This window comes from Pseudomonas sp. LS1212 (genome assembly GCF_024741815.1).
In the GTDB taxonomy this organism is placed as follows: domain Bacteria; phylum Pseudomonadota; class Gammaproteobacteria; order Pseudomonadales; family Pseudomonadaceae; genus Aquipseudomonas.
The window spans coordinates 1,786,530-1,801,295 of the sequence record NZ_CP102951.1; the positions used below are offsets into that span (position 1 = coordinate 1,786,530).

18 protein-coding genes are annotated in these 14,766 nt (G+C 54.6%); 5 read left to right on the forward strand and 13 right to left on the reverse strand.

What is annotated here, in order from left to right; genetic code table 11:
• Nucleotides 1–7 precede the first annotated feature (7 nt).
• A complete protein-coding gene (locus NVV94_RS08385; protein WP_258446735.1) occupies nt 8–997 on the forward strand; it encodes a hypothetical protein in 990 nt (329 codons plus the stop codon).
• A gap of 348 nt (nt 998–1,345) precedes the next feature.
• Entirely contained in the window at nt 1,346–1,576 is a 231-nt protein-coding gene (locus NVV94_RS08390) for a hypothetical protein (protein ID WP_258446736.1), read from the forward strand.
• Nucleotides 1,577–1,993: 417 nt separating this feature from the next.
• Here the strand turns inward: NVV94_RS08390 and NVV94_RS08395 are convergent, their stop codons facing one another.
• The 9 genes from NVV94_RS08395 to NVV94_RS08435 form a co-directional block, all read right to left on the reverse strand.
• Complete coding sequence (locus NVV94_RS08395; protein ID WP_258446737.1) at nt 1,994–2,554, reverse strand: hypothetical protein; 561 nt, start codon at nt 2,552–2,554, stop codon at nt 1,994–1,996.
• A gap of 440 nt (nt 2,555–2,994) precedes the next feature.
• A complete protein-coding gene (locus NVV94_RS08400) occupies nt 2,995–3,399 on the reverse strand; it encodes a hypothetical protein (protein ID WP_258446738.1) in 405 nt (134 codons plus the stop codon).
• A 569-nt stretch (nt 3,400–3,968) separates the two neighbouring features.
• Nucleotides 3,969–4,295, reverse strand: a complete 327-nt coding sequence (locus tag NVV94_RS08405) for a hypothetical protein (RefSeq protein WP_258446739.1) — start codon at nt 4,293–4,295, stop codon at nt 3,969–3,971.
• A gap of 184 nt (nt 4,296–4,479) precedes the next feature.
• Nucleotides 4,480–4,803: a DUF3077 domain-containing protein gene (locus tag NVV94_RS08410; RefSeq protein WP_258446740.1), complete on the reverse strand. Its 324-nt coding sequence runs from the start codon at nt 4,801–4,803 to the stop codon at nt 4,480–4,482.
• 420 nt (nt 4,804–5,223) lie between these two features.
• Complete coding sequence (locus tag NVV94_RS08415) at nt 5,224–5,934, reverse strand: TonB-dependent receptor domain-containing protein (protein ID WP_309304293.1); 711 nt, start codon at nt 5,932–5,934, stop codon at nt 5,224–5,226.
• Nucleotides 5,935–5,947: 13 nt separating this feature from the next.
• A complete protein-coding gene (locus NVV94_RS08420) occupies nt 5,948–6,148 on the reverse strand; it encodes a hypothetical protein (RefSeq protein WP_258446741.1) in 201 nt (66 codons plus the stop codon).
• Nucleotides 6,149–6,452: 304 nt separating this feature from the next.
• Nucleotides 6,453–7,615, reverse strand: a protein-coding gene (locus NVV94_RS08425) for an IS3 family transposase (RefSeq protein ID WP_258446742.1) whose coding sequence is annotated in 2 segments (ribosomal slippage) — nt 6,453–7,360 and nt 7,360–7,615 — 1,164 coding nt in all. Because the reading frame shifts where the segments join, the coding sequence is not laid out codon by codon here.
• 114 nt (nt 7,616–7,729) lie between these two features.
• Nucleotides 7,730–8,503 (reverse strand): ParA family protein, encoded by a 774-nt coding sequence (locus tag NVV94_RS08430; protein WP_258446743.1) that lies wholly within the window; start codon nt 8,501–8,503, stop codon nt 7,730–7,732.
• A gap of 270 nt (nt 8,504–8,773) precedes the next feature.
• A complete protein-coding gene (locus NVV94_RS08435; RefSeq protein WP_258446744.1) occupies nt 8,774–9,538 on the reverse strand; it encodes a tetratricopeptide repeat protein in 765 nt (254 codons plus the stop codon).
• Between the two features lie 680 nt (nt 9,539–10,218).
• Here NVV94_RS08435 and NVV94_RS08440 point away from each other — a divergent pair.
• On the forward strand, nt 10,219–10,452 hold the full coding sequence (locus NVV94_RS08440) for a hypothetical protein (protein ID WP_258446745.1): 234 nt from the start codon (nt 10,219–10,221) through the stop codon (nt 10,450–10,452).
• Between the two features lie 48 nt (nt 10,453–10,500).
• A complete protein-coding gene (locus NVV94_RS08445) occupies nt 10,501–11,466 on the forward strand; it encodes a J domain-containing protein (RefSeq protein WP_258446746.1) in 966 nt (321 codons plus the stop codon).
• Between the two features lie 112 nt (nt 11,467–11,578).
• Here NVV94_RS08445 and NVV94_RS08450 read toward each other — a convergent pair whose 3' ends face one another.
• Nucleotides 11,579–11,863 (reverse strand): type II toxin-antitoxin system RelE/ParE family toxin, encoded by a 285-nt coding sequence (locus tag NVV94_RS08450; protein WP_258446747.1) that lies wholly within the window; start codon nt 11,861–11,863, stop codon nt 11,579–11,581.
• Nucleotides 11,853–12,095: a CopG family ribbon-helix-helix protein gene (locus tag NVV94_RS08455; protein ID WP_258446748.1), complete on the reverse strand. Its 243-nt coding sequence runs from the start codon at nt 12,093–12,095 to the stop codon at nt 11,853–11,855. The genes NVV94_RS08450 and NVV94_RS08455 overlap by 11 nt, the downstream gene beginning before the upstream one ends.
• Nucleotides 12,096–12,268: 173 nt before the next feature.
• Here NVV94_RS08455 and NVV94_RS08460 point away from each other — a divergent pair, with 173 nt between their 5' ends.
• Nucleotides 12,269–13,171 carry a helix-turn-helix domain-containing protein gene (locus NVV94_RS08460; protein ID WP_258446749.1) on the forward strand — a complete coding sequence of 301 codons (903 nt, stop codon included), beginning with the start codon at nt 12,269–12,271 and terminating at the stop codon, nt 13,169–13,171.
• Here the strand turns inward: NVV94_RS08460 and NVV94_RS08465 are convergent.
• Nucleotides 13,168–14,604, reverse strand: a complete 1,437-nt coding sequence (locus tag NVV94_RS08465; RefSeq protein WP_258446750.1) for a cytosine permease — start codon at nt 14,602–14,604, stop codon at nt 13,168–13,170. The two genes, NVV94_RS08460 and NVV94_RS08465, sit on opposite strands and share 4 nt — an antisense overlap.
• Entirely contained in the window at nt 14,601–14,756 is a 156-nt protein-coding gene (locus NVV94_RS08470) for a hypothetical protein (RefSeq protein ID WP_258446751.1), read from the reverse strand. Before NVV94_RS08470 ends, NVV94_RS08465 begins: the two co-directional genes overlap by 4 nt.
• Between the last annotated feature and the right edge of the window lie 10 nt (nt 14,757–14,766).

Here is a 14,766-nt window from a genome sequence, read left to right on the forward strand (position 1 = left end):
TAAGAACATGGATCGCACACTCTGGAGTCTACGTGGTCACACTTTTTTGGAAAAACGCCAATGGGTGATGAGCGGGTCATTGTTGCTGTTCGCTATAGCCATTATTCCAGACATCACCATGGCCGGTGATAAAGTTGTCCCGAATCGTCCCTTTAATGAGACCGTCGAGAATTGCAAGGCCTATAAGGATGAGGCCTATCAAGCGCTACATGATCAATTCCAAAAAGAGTTGAGTTGCATCTCCTCGACAAGGGCCAATATTTCCAAGGGCGAAGAGTGTAACGATTTGACCGGACGAGTACACAAGGGGATCATAGCCTGGCCCCACTGCCAGGATGCCGAGTATCATTGTGCACTGGTCAGGGCTTCGGAAGACGCTACTCAGTGCATGAAACAGGCCAAGTCGCAAGAAGGTCTTGGATCGCCTAAGACCGACAAAATGCTTTCAGATGTCATCAAGGCGGATACACTGGCTTCCGAGATAAAGGAAGATTACCATGTATTAAGGGATCCAATAGGATACCTGAATGATAAGGTGGTTGAGCATCTCACTGAAGCCAATAAGCATGCGTTTATTAATTCCGTATTTAATGAAGATGGAAAGCTCAATCCGTATGGGGTGAAGGTAACTGATCAGTTTTATAATTGGGGCTTTAAAAAGATGACTTTGGATTCAAGGCTAATGAGTAATAATCCTATTATTCAAGCGATCCAGAGTGAAAGCTTTACGGCCTTGGGGAACATGCAGCAACAAATGCTTGGGGAAATACAAGATTTACGGAACTCCATTAAGAACATGGAGATGCACTACCCGCAACCTGCCCCCCCCACCAAAACCTTCAATCAGGCAAGCACGCCAAGCAAACCGGTTATCTCGAAAACAACTGCCCCGTCATCACCGGAGTGTGCCATTCTCAGTAATGGCGAAGAGGCCTCCAATTTGTCCATTGATCATCCTGAGAAATTTGCAGCCCTAATCCAGAAATGCGGTGGATAGCGAGGCATTGGCCTTGGATTAAAAAAGAGCTTGGTTATTTGGCAACAGCCAGATGAGTCAGTTTAGGCGCGGAAACGGTGGTACAAAAATTTTACTTTAGGTTTCACGTGTAGCTAGAGACCTTGTAAATCAATGCGGCCGAGCAACATATGTCCAATCCATCATGGCGTAAAAGCGCTGGTTGCTAAGAGAACGCGTTGCGTGAATGTCCACAGTCGATCTCAGCCTGTCATTTTCGGAAGCTCCGATGCGGTAAATTGGGCGTGCAGTTCTGATCAGGAGGATGCCGGGTAGTAGCGTAAGGACGTCTATACTGCGCTGGCAAAGTAATCGGAAGCGGTGGACTCGATGCGTAAGGATAGAGATAGCAAGGAAGACCAGAGCCTGGGCGAAAAGATGCAGGCAGGCGAGCCGCTGATGGAGCATGCGATGCAGGCGTTACGCCGGTACTACGAAGCGCAAGAGGTGCAGCCTGCGGAAGAAGTGGAAAAGCTGCGCCTGGAAGCGGAAGCGCTGTTCACTGCTGTTCACGAGTATCAGCGCCAAGCCCTAGGCGGGCCTTCACCTCGGTTGCATTGAGTGAAACTCCGAAGCGGCAAAGGCAGCAATCGACCCGAAGCGGTCCGTCGCGAAAGGCGGCAGCCGGCCAAAAGTGGACGGATCCGTACCAAGCTGAGTTGGCCACGCTATGAGACTTTGAGGTCTCCAAGGAAGCAGGGCCTATTCACGCCCTCGCATCCGAAAGGGCCTACCTGGCATCTGCATTGCGGTCCTACAAGGCGGGTCGATAGCGTCTCATCCCGTTGCGGCTCCGGTCGTAACCGGCATTAGAACCCCCGTAAGCTTTAGAGCGCTCTCGCAATTAGACTCACTGTCGTCGGCGCCGAGGCTGCGAAGCCAGGAAGTGGATAATTAGAGTAGAAATATAAATCCGCCTCCTTTCCCACTCGGATTCAATTTAAAATCCGCAATGGCCATCCACATTAATTTCGGCGCTCATGTTTTTTTTATTTTTATTTGTGTTTGGTAGCATGTGCTGAAGGTAAAGACTTTCGTTCCATCCGATGCAAAACCTATTAGTTCGAAGAAAGTTTTAACGTGCGATGCGTAACTTAGCTGCGTATCTACTGAAGCCCCTTGCGGTGTTATCATCGTTCTCACTTCCTCTAGAGACATGCCAGCCTCGCGACCTTTTATGATATTTTCTGCGAGCTTGGAAAATTTGAGACACATGTTGTATTTCTCTTCCTCTATACTAGGGTCCCGCTCCGCATAACAGACATTGTATATCGCCCTGGCATACTCAATGGGAGCTATGCCAGGACTATCGTATATATCAGAGGCAAATTTTACCATTGACTCAGGGGGCGGCTCTTGGGCTTCCGAAAAGACTTCTTCAAGTGCCATGTCTATAGACTTCCCTTCGTTTCTTTTCTCCGCAATCTCAAGCGCAATTATGGCTGTTTTCTCACAAAACTTAACATCTTCCTTGCTTGGCTCTGCTTGCCCTATTGTGCAGCATAAGAACAGGAGTATGGGAAATACCGTGATTTTCATTCTGCTATCCTGACTTTGGTGGCCGGCGGCTTTTTCAAAAAAACAGTATAGCTTGCTTTTTGGCGGTGGTTGCTTTGAATTATATAGCTTAACACTGCCTGTATTAATGCTTATCATAAGCTGTTTACTGGGCTCAACACACCATACTGCGTCAGGTATGACACCGCACAAGGAATGTATTTACATAGAGGTGGCGCATGCCGTACTTCCAGCGCTGCCAGTCGATGCAAAGAGCCCTGCTTTGCTGGGCCTTTTGCCCTATCTATTGGCCGCTTCTAACCGCCGTGACACACCAGCGTCTCACGTTAAGCCCTCTGCGTTAACCTTACGCACAATCGCCAATCAGGTCGCTCGGCGCTCTTTGCGCTCTCTTAATCGTACAGTAGTGGACTGGCAAGTAATGAGCAATAAATGCAGTATATCCAAGATAATATTAAAGTCTAATTTTTATCAGAAATATGATTTCTGACGAGACAGTTGTTATAAACAAATTCGCCCAACTCCCCTTTTGACAGCATAGGGCTATCACACACAAGCTTTATCAAATCTAATTTCTGCTTCTTGTCCGCCTCGTTCATTGAGGAAACCTCGCTAAAGCGGTACTCAGCTCTCTCAAGCATACTTTTTTTCTCATGCCCGCCATCTCTAAGATCAGCCACCGACTCCACAAATCTCCTATCTCCGTAACACAATTTTTTCTTTAGAAGTTGCATCTCTTGAGCCTTTATTTCCCAATACTCAGCCTCACTTTCCAGCTCCTGCCTAGTCATCGACTCGGCAGCGACCGGCCCAGCCAAGACAACCAGTAATCCACAACGCACAACAAGCACATGCAGAACGCTCATAATATTACCCTTCTAGCCACAGTCTAATGACGTGGCTTTTGACTAAGATGCACACAAATGTAGTTGTCGTCCAAAAGTTTAGCCAGCCATGGCTATGCGCAAAAATGAATTAAAAAGATACTAGTTATTCCCTGCTCAAAAAATAGAATCAGGGGGCACGATAGTGATGATGCTGAATGGCAACTAATGGGGCGATTTCAGCCGGTTCCAGCAGGCAGCTTTTGGCCGTTTGCTGCCCCAGCAAAAAGCCCGGCAGCGGATTTCGTTTAAATGTTTGGGTGGTACAAAAATGGTACGGGTAAAAATAGAATTGTCTAGAGGTCGCGTAATACAAGGGGCTTAGCAATAGTCCATCCAATCCATCATCGGCGCCACGCTGAAGCGACGGGAGAGGGCGGGTGACGTGTTTGGAGCAGATGGTGGGAGCACCGGAAATCTGGAAAGGATGGGGCGAGGGAGGTGGTGTCTATCAGGAATGGAATTTTGAAGGTTGGACAGGGGATGGTTGGAACGGTGCATATCCAGAAACCGTAAAGCTCTGAAATTGCGATACGCCCCCTTTTTTCGCCCTATTTTTGCAAAGGCGCAGGCATAACCGAATCCCATTCAGTAACGTAAGCAGTCTTGCCTTTTTTATCAAACAGACAGAGCTCCTGCCCTACCTTGTTCTTCATATGAGCCTGGGGATAACGCCCCTGCAGCAGTACCGCAACATAACCGACCCGATCATCGAACTGCGCTGTTCGGCCTACGGCCACGGCCTGTTTGAGTTGGCTCGCTTTGGTACACGAGGCAATGACTTGTTTGTCGAACTCGGCCCATTGCTCGGTACTGGAAGCGAGTGCAGGTCCAGTCGTGATGGCCAAGAGTATCGCTGTGAAGGAAATTACTTTCATGATCGCCTTGTTGTAACCCGTGGATGGGGCTGCGCTGCTGGATTGCCGTGGATGGTACCCCCGGAGACAGAGGTACCGCTACGATCAGAAAGTGTCGATTGTGTGTTAGAAGAATGCCAGCAAATCTCGACACCGAGGGTTGCTGGCAAACGTCTTACGAGAAAACAATTAGGGAACTCAGCTCTTAGCGCTCAGCTTTGGCCGAACGTCCATCCCCCTCGATTTCAACCCCATCCACCACCGCATCCACCAGCGCCTTGGCCAGTTCGATGGAATGAAATGTCGACCACAACAACCCCTCATTCGCCTCAGTGTTCATACAGGCATGGTGGGCAGTATCCCGCGCACCTTTTAGCGCAAGCGAAGCGTGCACCAACGCATCTTCCGCATTAATCCCGGCACACACGGCGAGCAAAGACCCATGCCCTGCATCACAGCTGCCGAACGGGGTAGTTACAGTCTTGTAGAGTTTGCCACCAGGCGGTGGATCGGGAACGATCTTGATCATGATAAAGCTCCTGTACCAGTAAATAGGAGCTACCACTTTTCGCTTGCACACGAGTGGGTGGCAGCTGTGCGCAGGTGTGCAAGACCGAGGATACAGGACCCGGCAGGCGCGAAGGCCTCCCACGCACAGCCGCCATAAAACACTTCGCGAAGAAAGTACTCCGGAGAGGGTTATAGCGCTGTTTGGTTCTATATGCACTCGAGCTTGCACACTCGGTCACTGATTTTGCAGCGACCGAACGAGCGTAGAGTGCAGACCAAAGCAACGCAACCGTCAGGAGGGCGACACGGGTTGTAGGATAATTCCTTAAAGCAAAATCAAGATAGTAATTTGTCTTGAGTTACGTCGAAGAGGATGCAACTCAACACATTTTCATACCCCAGGTTGTCACGGTGTAACGCAACAACCTGGCAGTACCCATCAGAACTCCATACGCAACCCGACCGTTGCATTGCGCGGCGGGCCGAAGTAGCTGGAGGAAGTGCTGGTGTAATACTCCTCGTCCAGCAGGTTGTTGAGGTTGAGGGTGGCGCTCAGTTGCTTGGTCAGTGGATAGCGCGCCATCACGTCGACCACGGCACAGTCATCCTGGGTGAAGCGCACACCCAGCGGGCCCATGCCATCGCTGTAGATTTCACTCTGCCAGTTGACGCCGCCGCCGAGGGTCAGGTCGTTGCCGATCTGCCGGAAGGTGTAGGTGGTGAACAGTTTGGCGGTGTTCTGCGCGACGTTGGTGTTGAGCTTGCCACCCTCGCTGTCCTGCATGATGTTGCGGCTGAAGCTGGCGCTGGCTTGCCAGTCGGCGGCCAGTTCACCCGAGATCTCCAGCTCGAAGCCACGGGTCTTGGTCCCCGACTCGGCGCGGTAGGCCTGGTTGCCGTCCGGGGCGAACACGCCAGGAATGGCCACGGCCAGGTTGTCCTGTTCAATCTGGTACAGGGCCAGGCCAAGGTCCAGGCGGTCGTCGAAGAAGGCGGCCTTGCTGCCGACTTCATAACCTTCGCCTTCGAGAGGGTCGAGGTAGGTGCCTTGTTCGGTCATGCGGCTCTGTGGCTTGAAGATGCTGGTGTAGCTGCCGTACAGCGACCAGTTCTCGTCGAGGTCGTATACCAGGCCAGTGAAGGGGATCAGATCAGGCGGTGCATCAGTGCACCGCTTTTACCTGCCCGCATTCATCAACCCTGATGCGCTTCAGCGATTTTTGAAGATCATCGAGTGCGAAGTTGATAGCGTCAGCTTCAGCCTGACGACCGGCAGCAGACATTTTGTCTGCCGCTTCCCGAAGTGATGCGATTGATTGCTTGATGGTTTCTGCTACTGCGTTAGCCTTGTTCACGCCTTCCATTTCGATGCTCCAATGGCTGGCCTCCTTGCCGTTATAAAAGGGTAACACTCGGCATTTTCCGAGTGCAGCGATGACCCTACCATCAAAGAGCTATCTGCAAAACGGTATCCTGCCAAAACAATCTGGAATTGATTATTTCAGATCTTAACTCCGCTCTCTCCTGAACAAACATCCAATCTCAAGGAAAACCTGAATGTGGAGTAGCGCAAGGCGAGAATGCCAGGCACAAAGAGGTGTCTGATGAGAGATCCAGAGGTCGTCAATCGTTAATCCCGCCAGATTAGCAGAGGCAACCTTGTAGTGGTCAACTAATCCCGGACACGACGTTAAGTTTTTCTTCGGCCTGAGCTGGCGCCAGCCCACCGTTGAATTGATGGGGGCGAATCCAGTTGTACCGATGCATCAAGAAATGGCTGATATCGCGCTGGGCTTCTTGAGCAGTTCGGTAGCCCATGGTCGGTATCCATTCAGTTTTCACGCTGCGAAACACACGCTCCATCGGCGCATTGTCCCAGCAATTACCCCGGCGGCTCATGCTCTGGCGCATGCGATAACGCCACAGCCGCTGGCGAAATAAACGACTCCCATACTGCGACCCTTGATCCGAGTGAAACAGCAGGCCCTGAGGTCTTCCTCGTTGCTCATAGGCCATATCCAGTGCCTTGATAACCAGCTCGGCGTCCGGCTTTTCCGACAATGCCCAACCCACTATCCGGCGCGCGCAAAGATCTAGCACAACAGCCAGATAATGCCATTTCCCTTGGGCCCAAATGTAGGTGATGTCGCCGCACCACACTTGGTTGGGGGCCGAGACATCGAACTCCCGATTCAAGATGTTCGGGATATCCAACCGTTCGACCGTCGCTCGTTTATAGGCATGAGAACCTGGCTGTTTGCTCACGAGGTCAAGCTCACGCATCAAGCTGCGTACCTTAAATCGCCCCAGTTGCTCGCCGTCTTCACGCATGATCGACAAGATGCTGCGGCTGCCCGCAGCACTACGACTTTCTGTGAACAGTTCATTGACCCGACTGCGCAGCCGAAGCCGCTCAATATCAGGAGTCCGGCGCCTGAGACGCTGGGCGTAGTAACACGAGCGGGTGACTTCAAACACTTTGCACGGCCAATCAATCGGCTCGTGGACGCTAAGCTGATTGATCAGCGCGTACGCTCGTGATCTTCCGACATCAAGAGCGCGGTAGCCTTTTTTAGTATCGATTTTTCCCGTTCAAGGCGGGCGATCCGGACTTCCAGTTCCTGGATTTTCTGCTGCTCCGGGGTCAGCGCTTTGCTTAGCGGGGTGACACCTTGGCGCTCCTTCTGAACCTGCTCAACCCAGCGGCGTAGTGCCGACTCGCCGACGCCGAGTGAACGACTGGCTTCGATGTAGCTGTAGTTTTGCTTGAGCACGAGGTCGGCAGCCTCGCGTTTGAATTCAGCGGAAAAGGAACGGCGTTGTTTGGTCATTTGACACCTCGATCTGGCGAGCATTCTCGCCTAAATGGGTGTCCGGTTTCATTAGACCACTACACCTGGACTTGGCGCAAAGCATTCATCAGCGAAACACGATCGGGTCAGGGCTCAGGGACGCTCTTCCAGCAAGTCGAACAGCGCCTCGAACTGCCGGGATAGCTTGTGGTGCGAATCCAGATAGATCAGCGGTTTGCATGCCAGGTGTGACTCACGCATTTTCACTGAACTCATCAGATACACAGGCAGTATCGGCATCTTCTCGCCAATCAATTCTTCGAGCAGCCGTTGCGGCAGAGCATTGCGGACCTGGTATTGGTTAACGACGATGCCTTCAACCTCGAGCCTCTCGTTATGGTCACCTTTGATTTCCTCGATTTCTCGAAGCACAGCGTAAATCGCCTGACGAGAAAAGCTGTCGCAATCGAATGGGATCAAGCAGCGGTCGGCTGCAATCAATGCCGAGATGCTGTAAAAGTTCAGGCCGGGCGGTGTATCAATGTAGATCCGCTCATAATCTTCATCGAGCCTGTCGAGCAGCTTGCTCAGCTTCTGAGTTTTGAATCGTGTCTCGAGCTTCGATTGAAGGTCGCCCAGTTCCGGCGAGGCCGCAATCAAGTAGAGGTTGTTGAAGGGCGTTTCGTGGATATTGACGTGAGGTTTTATTAAGGCAGGCCCCGGGAAAAGCGTCTGCTTGAAGAAGTCCGAGATTCCAAGGGGGGCATCATCACCGCCCAGACCCGTCAGGTAACGGGTGGAGTTTGCATGGGCATCCAAATCAATCAGTAATGTGCGGTAGCCCTCAAAGGCACTGATTGCCGCGAGGTTGCAAGCAATGCTGGATTTCCCAACGCCACCTTTCTGGTTGAACACCACACGCCTCATGACACCTCCCGACGAGTACTATGTACTGGAATTCTACTCTTCCCTGGTTATAGGAACGTCTACTTTTAGAGTGCTCCGCGGCAATGACCAATGTGATAGCGGACCCGCTCAAGCCCGGAGCCTCGGGCCGCTTCTGGCCGAGGCAGTGTAAAAACATTTTAGAGTAGGTTTGACAGTCAGAACCGGAACGAAAATCGCTGGTTTCTGGCTGACCAATTGAAAAAACTCCCTGAGCTTTGATCCCCCGAGGAGTTGTATCCCTTCGTGAACTCAGCCGCCCACCAGGTAGGCCCCGAACGGAATCCGATATTTCAGCTTCTTGCAGCTGCCAGGGGCGGGCTGATGCCCCGGCGGGCGATCAGGAAACCAGATTCGGCATTTGCCCGGAGGCGGCCAATGGCCGCGGGGAATGTCCATCTCGTCGAACGCGGGATCTGGCTCGGAGGAAGTCGCTTGAAACTCTCCTTCGGAACGTGGCCTGCCAACCGCCCGCGATTCCGATTCCCACTCTGCCTCTGCGGGAGCGAAGGTGGCAGAGTGCTCCTCAGTTTCCGGGGCGGATTGCTCGGCAGCGGCAATTTCTGCTTCGCGGCGCCTTTCGACTTCATCATCCAGACCCTCCTGTACTGCAACCAGGTCCTCTTCGGCGTTGGGTGGGGTACTCGAAGCCTGAGCCTGCTGCGCCGCCTGGATCAATTGGATGTTGCGGTTGCGTAACTCGACGTTGCGACCAACCCGCATGTTGGAGCGCGCCGCCAGCGCTTCAGCCTGCTGGTACTGCCCCTGCTGAAGACGCAACACACCGAGGTAGTGCAGCGTCGCGGGATTGTTCGGCTGGATATGCAGCGCACGCTCCAACGTGGCAGCGGCTTGGTCTAACTGGCCATCCTCAAACTGCTGCGAGGCGGTTTCCATTAGGGTGGTTGATGCGTTGTTACTTTGCTGGGAGGCTCTTCGCTCGGCAGCAACCGAGCAAAGCGACGCGGCTGCGCAGAACACCAGGATGAGACCCGGCAGAAGACTCTTGGTTTGCATCAGGGGATGGACTCGGTTGGTCTCAGACGGCACTGTCGTAAAACAGGCCTCCAGCGCTGCTCGGCCGGGGTTGGTTCACTACCCCGTCATCACTGAAGATGGGGCTTCTATCGACCTGACCAGTATCCTGAAGTTCCCGTTGGAGCGGCCACTGCAACGATGCGCTCTGTGGACATCTCTATCGAAAGGCAGAGCTGCTGAATGAACAGATCCTCCGTCTCGCTGCAGGAGATATCCAAAAGTCCACCCGGTACGGAGAGGGCTCCATATTTTGCTGCGTTCGTTGCAAACTCATGCAACAGCAGAGCGAAGCTCGTGACTGCACTACCGGTTGCAAGGTCAGCGGGCGTTGTTGCCGAACGGGCGCTTCGCTACTGCAACTCCGTGTTCGCCACTTCTCGCAAGGCTATCGCCAGCCATGGCTGATCGGCGCCGGCAAGTGCCCCCACCTGCCGGGCCTGTGTCAATTCAGGAAGTGCCGTGTCCTTGTGACAAGCTCATGTGTGTCACTCCAGATGGCGGAGGGCTGACGGCCGTAGTTCCAACGAGGTGATGAGTGACTGAATTCTGGATCTGAACGTTGACGCCTTGATGCCTTGCGCCCCTCAAGGCCTGCGACTCAAACACGCGTTCACTGCTATATTTTTTAACTGGCGGCGGCAATTAGGGAGGGCGTGTCCATGTTTCTAATCGGCATAACTCTTATAGTGATTGGTTGGGGCACGCGCCATTGGGTGGAGCGCCGCAAGTTCTACCGTAGAACTGGAGTAGGTTTGGAACAATTCCCTTCCTATACACGTATGTTGATCACGCGTTTTATAGAAGGCATTGTCGCGCTCATTGGTGGTATAGCTTCGTTGGGTGGTATTTTGATCATCGGCTATCATGCGCTTGTCTATTTCAATGTTTTGTAGCCAGGTAGGGCTGTGTGCAGTTTCAGTACTCTTTGGCGAGTAATAGCTATGGCTACCAGTGAATTGGACTTTCCTACCCACTACAACACGCTTAAGGTCGCGAAAAATGCGCCGCCAGAGATCATAAAAGCCGCCTATAAAACGCTGACACAGAAACACCATCCCGACAAAAACCCGGGAGACAAGAACGCTGCGCGAAACATGCAGCTGATCAACGAAGCGTATGAAGTGCTGTCTGACCCCGTGCGAAGGGCGCAGCACGACGCCTGGATTGAGGCAGAGCAAGAAAGACGTATGCGCGCACACTTCGCAAAATTGCACGCTCAGCAGGCGCATGCGCAACCGGAGCCTTCTCAGGATCCCCAGCCGCCATCCCGCCCACCACGGCCAAAGAAACTCCTGTCCAGGCTTCAGAAAGCGCTCTTTTTGCTGGTAGGCGTGGCGTATGGTCTGCGTGCAATCGGCGTTTTCGATGTAAACCAGAGCCCGCCGACTCAGCAGCCAATTCCACCTGCACCGTCCACCACTGCTTCCCCACCGTCACTTGCCACTTCAACCCGGCCACCTGCGGCAACCCCAGGCATTCAAAACGTCAAGCCTCGATTGTGCGTACCCATGCCTGCGAACCCGCAAGGCACACCGTGGCCAACCGCAGCTGGCTACGTCAAGGGTGAACGGATACTGGCGGCAAATGGCCTGTCAATGCTCACAATCGACAACATAAAAAGTTCGACCTCTATTTATGTGAAACTCAAGCAGCTTGGAAGCGGCATAACTGTTCGCCATGTTTATGTACCTGCAGGCCGAACATTTACCCTGTATAAACTCGAGCCCGGTCATTATAGGGTTACGTACAAGGATGTCAGGGGGGGGTGTAATTTCAAGACCGAAGTGTTCAAGCTTGTAGAAGACAGGAGTTATAGCGAGCCTGCCTACAGTAATCTTGCGATCAGAATTCTCGATGAGCCTGATGAAAAGAGGCGGAATGATGGCGTCATCGAAGGTGAGTTCTGACGCTTACTCACTTCGCGAAAATATTTTAATTGGGATTATCCCCGGCCTCCCAATGAGTCAGGTTCAAAGGTCGACTGCCCAGACGAGAAATGAGTGCGCTTTACTCTAGCCCCTACCAACTAGAAGGGGGCGAACGCCGAGTATGAAAAACCGACAAAATCTGCAAGCGGTTATTACGAACGCGGTAGGGGATCAGATACGGCCAGTCCGCAATGGCCCATTCCCGCGTACCTGATATCCGGCCTTCGCGGCCCATGGCGGGAAACAGGGCCAGCTTGTCAACGCTTGCAAAGACAGCCTCAGAAAATCGGTTGGCGGCTTCAGGGTTTTCTAACGCGATGTACGCAGCCTCCTCTTCAAGATCCTTTAACGCCCCTCTGAGCCACTCAACCCTCATGCGCGCTCCACTTTTTCGCTCTAAGCGCGGCGACTTCTTCGTCGCTGGCGAAATCGCCGGCGTCAGCTTCCTCTACAGCTTTCTGAATTTTCGCAATCTGCCAGGCTTCACGTTCCACGTATTCGCGCAGGGCGTCTACAGCGAGGTACGATTTGGTGCGGCCGGTGGCTTTTGCGAGGCAGGCAAGCGTTTCCGCCAGATCATCTGGCACGCGCAGTGACATCATCGACATGGAAGCCTCCGTTTCGAGTCAGGTGTAATACAGTGAATGACATCGTAACACGCCGAGCTGCACAAGCAGTTTTTTGCATCCCATTTCGTTCTCTGCTAGAAGTCCCCAGGATCAATTGCTTCCCAAGCACCATCGCACCGTCTCTCAGCCAAAAAAACAAAAAAGGCGAGGCCATGCTCCGCAAAACGCCCCAGCACCCCAACGCCCTTTCCCCCCAAGCCTGGGCTGCCTTCATGCCCACCCCCGCGCAACTCTCCAGCGAAGACAGCGGCTGGGCATCGATCACCGCACGCCGTCACCAACACCCGCCCAGCGGCTACATCCAGCCACCGCCACTTGCCGCGCACTTTATCGTGATCCACCTCGACACCCCTGGCGATCTGGGCGTAAAGCTCAACGGCCAATGGCTGCGCGGGCACAGCCAGCCGGGGCAGATTTCCATCATGTCGGCCAACCAGGAGAACGCCTGGGAATGGACATCAGCCATCGATTCACTGCATGTCTGCCTCGATCCGCAGGTCCTGAAGCGGACAGCCCGCGATATCGACATGGCGGGTTTTGAATTGATGGATGGGATAGGCCTGGAGAACAAGGCGATCTACAACATCGGCCTGGGTCTGCTCGACGAATTGCGCGGGGAGAAGTTGGGTTCGCGGGCGTATGTTCAGGCACTGACCCAGACCTTCTGCCTGGAACTGCTGCGCAGCCATTGCAACCTTCATCCCGACGAGCCGGATGAGCGTCTGGCGCTGTCACCGCACAAGCTCAAAGCCGCACTGGACTTCATTGAAAACCATCTGGCGCAGAATATTTCGGTGCAAGACATTGCGGCGGCGGCCAGGACCAGTCATTTCCATTTCGCCCATACCTTCCGCCAGGCCATGGGCGTTTCGCCGTACCACTATCTGCTGCAACGACGTATCGAGCGGGCCAAGGTTCTGCTGCGCGAAACAGATGCGCCGATCAGTGAAGTGGCGCTGGCGACCGGCTTTTCCAGCCAGAGCCACTTCACTGCCTGTTTCCACAGGACGAGTCAGGAAACCCCCAAACGCTTTCGTGAGCGCAACGACGGCTAGCGATAACCGCCCTTGCCCGCGGGTTGTACCCATAGCCGCGTGACGATGCAGTACACCAGTGCGGCAACCAATACCGAGGGCAGGGACGCCGTGGTGAAGGCATAGGGGCCATGGCTTTCATAGGTCAGTGGATCGAGCAGGCTGACGTAGGTGGCGCAGCCGGCGACCATCGCCAGCAGTGCCGCCGGGTTGTAGCCGCCCCAGAAGCGGTAGGGGCTGTCCGGGCCGTTGTCGAACAGTGCGCGCACGCCGACGCGACGTTGGCGCATGAGGTAGTAGTCGGCGATCTGGATGCCGCACAGGGGCGCAAAGCCCACGCCGATGAAGGCCAGGAAGGTGCCGAAGTGGGCGAAGAACAGTTCGGGGATGAACAGGCCGACGGCGGCCACCGGCAGGATGGTGATTAACAACAGTGCCGGCCAGGACAAGGTTTCCAGTGCCTTGAAGTGCCGCAGGCCGATGGCCGACGCGTAGACCCCGGCCACGGCGGTCCCCAGGTTGGCGGCCGCCACGAACAGCAGGGCGATGATGCCGTAGGCAGGCCCACCGATTGTCCGCAGCCACTCCGCAGGGTCGGAGACCTGCAACACCAGCACCCCGGCGATGCCGATCAGGCTCAGTGCCGGCACCGGGGCGGACATGCCCAGCATGATCGGCAGGGCAGCGGTGCGGCCCTTGGGCGCCATGCGCACCATGGCGCCGATGTAGGGCCACCAGGACAGCAGCGAGGCGATGCCGATTTCCACGCCTGTGGTGTAGTTCCACAGCTTGTCCGTTGCGGCGGCCGCCGGCACGGCGGTGGAGAGTTCGTCCCAGCGCTGGCTGACGATGATGTAGAGCACCCAGAAGCCGACCAGCACATGCACGACGAGGATCTTGGCAACTCGATCGACGCCGCGTGAGCCCTTCAAGAGGAAGCAGAACACCAGCGAGCAGGCCAACAGGATGGTCAACGGCACGAGCAGGGCGCTGTTCCCGTCCTCGATCCAGCCCAGCGCCAGGAGCAGTTGCGTGGTCGACTTGGCGAAGAAGATCAACAGCAGGGAGTTCCAGCCGATGATCGAGATGAACTGCATGGCGCTGACCAGTACCCAGCCACGGTTGCCGAACTGTGGCTTGGCCGAAGCGATGGAGTCGACGCCGAAGCGCATGCACACCGGCACCACGGCCAGGGCCACCAGCAGCATGCCGATCATGCAACCGGCGCTCAGGGCGATGGCGCCCTGAGTGAAGGGCAGGTAGGCACCGACGTAGCCGCCGATCAGGTAGCACCAGGTCGCGGCCGCCGCGGTAGCCAGGGAGATGCCGAGTTTCCAGCTGCCCCAGGTACGCTCGTGGCGCAGCAGGGGCAGGGCGCTTTTGTCGGCTTCGATGGCGCTGTCGTCGGCGGCGCTTGCGGTAGTGCCGTTCAAGGTGGAGAGAGGCTCGCTCATAGGTTCCACCCCGCTACCAGTGCGACGATCGGCAGGACAACGCCGAGCAGCAGCAGCCAGAACCAACTCATGCCATCGAAGTCCTCGCCTTGCTCGGCCGGGTTCTCCAGCAAGCGCAAGCGTCTTTCCAGTTCGCCAGTTTGTTGTTGCATTTGTTTGGCC

Bases quoted from the DNA above. Each gene is read 5' to 3' on its own strand.
- NVV94_RS08385 (WP_258446735.1), top strand. From the start codon at position 8: ATGGATCGCACACTCTGGAGTCTACGTGGTCACACTTTTTTGGAAAAA.
- NVV94_RS08390 (WP_258446736.1), top strand. From the start codon at position 1,346: ATGCGTAAGGATAGAGATAGCAAGGAAGACCAGAGCCTGGGCGAAAAG.
- NVV94_RS08395 (WP_258446737.1), bottom strand. From the start codon at position 2,554: ATGAAAATCACGGTATTTCCCATACTCCTGTTCTTATGCTGCACAATA.
- NVV94_RS08400 (WP_258446738.1), bottom strand. From the start codon at position 3,399: ATGAGCGTTCTGCATGTGCTTGTTGTGCGTTGTGGATTACTGGTTGTC.
- NVV94_RS08405 (WP_258446739.1), bottom strand. From the start codon at position 4,295: ATGAAAGTAATTTCCTTCACAGCGATACTCTTGGCCATCACGACTGGA.
- NVV94_RS08410 (WP_258446740.1), bottom strand. From the start codon at position 4,803: ATGATCAAGATCGTTCCCGATCCACCGCCTGGTGGCAAACTCTACAAG.
- NVV94_RS08420 (WP_258446741.1), bottom strand. From the start codon at position 6,148: ATGGAAGGCGTGAACAAGGCTAACGCAGTAGCAGAAACCATCAAGCAA.
- NVV94_RS08430 (WP_258446743.1), bottom strand. From the start codon at position 8,503: ATGAGGCGTGTGGTGTTCAACCAGAAAGGTGGCGTTGGGAAATCCAGC.
- NVV94_RS08435 (WP_258446744.1), bottom strand. From the start codon at position 9,538: ATGCAAACCAAGAGTCTTCTGCCGGGTCTCATCCTGGTGTTCTGCGCA.
- NVV94_RS08440 (WP_258446745.1), top strand. From the start codon at position 10,219: ATGTTTCTAATCGGCATAACTCTTATAGTGATTGGTTGGGGCACGCGC.
- NVV94_RS08445 (WP_258446746.1), top strand. From the start codon at position 10,501: ATGGCTACCAGTGAATTGGACTTTCCTACCCACTACAACACGCTTAAG.
- NVV94_RS08450 (WP_258446747.1), bottom strand. From the start codon at position 11,863: ATGAGGGTTGAGTGGCTCAGAGGGGCGTTAAAGGATCTTGAAGAGGAG.
- NVV94_RS08455 (WP_258446748.1), bottom strand. From the start codon at position 12,095: ATGTCGATGATGTCACTGCGCGTGCCAGATGATCTGGCGGAAACGCTT.
- NVV94_RS08460 (WP_258446749.1), top strand. From the start codon at position 12,269: ATGCTCCGCAAAACGCCCCAGCACCCCAACGCCCTTTCCCCCCAAGCC.
- NVV94_RS08465 (WP_258446750.1), bottom strand. From the start codon at position 14,604: ATGAGCGAGCCTCTCTCCACCTTGAACGGCACTACCGCAAGCGCCGCC.
- NVV94_RS08470 (WP_258446751.1), bottom strand. From the start codon at position 14,756: ATGCAACAACAAACTGGCGAACTGGAAAGACGCTTGCGCTTGCTGGAG.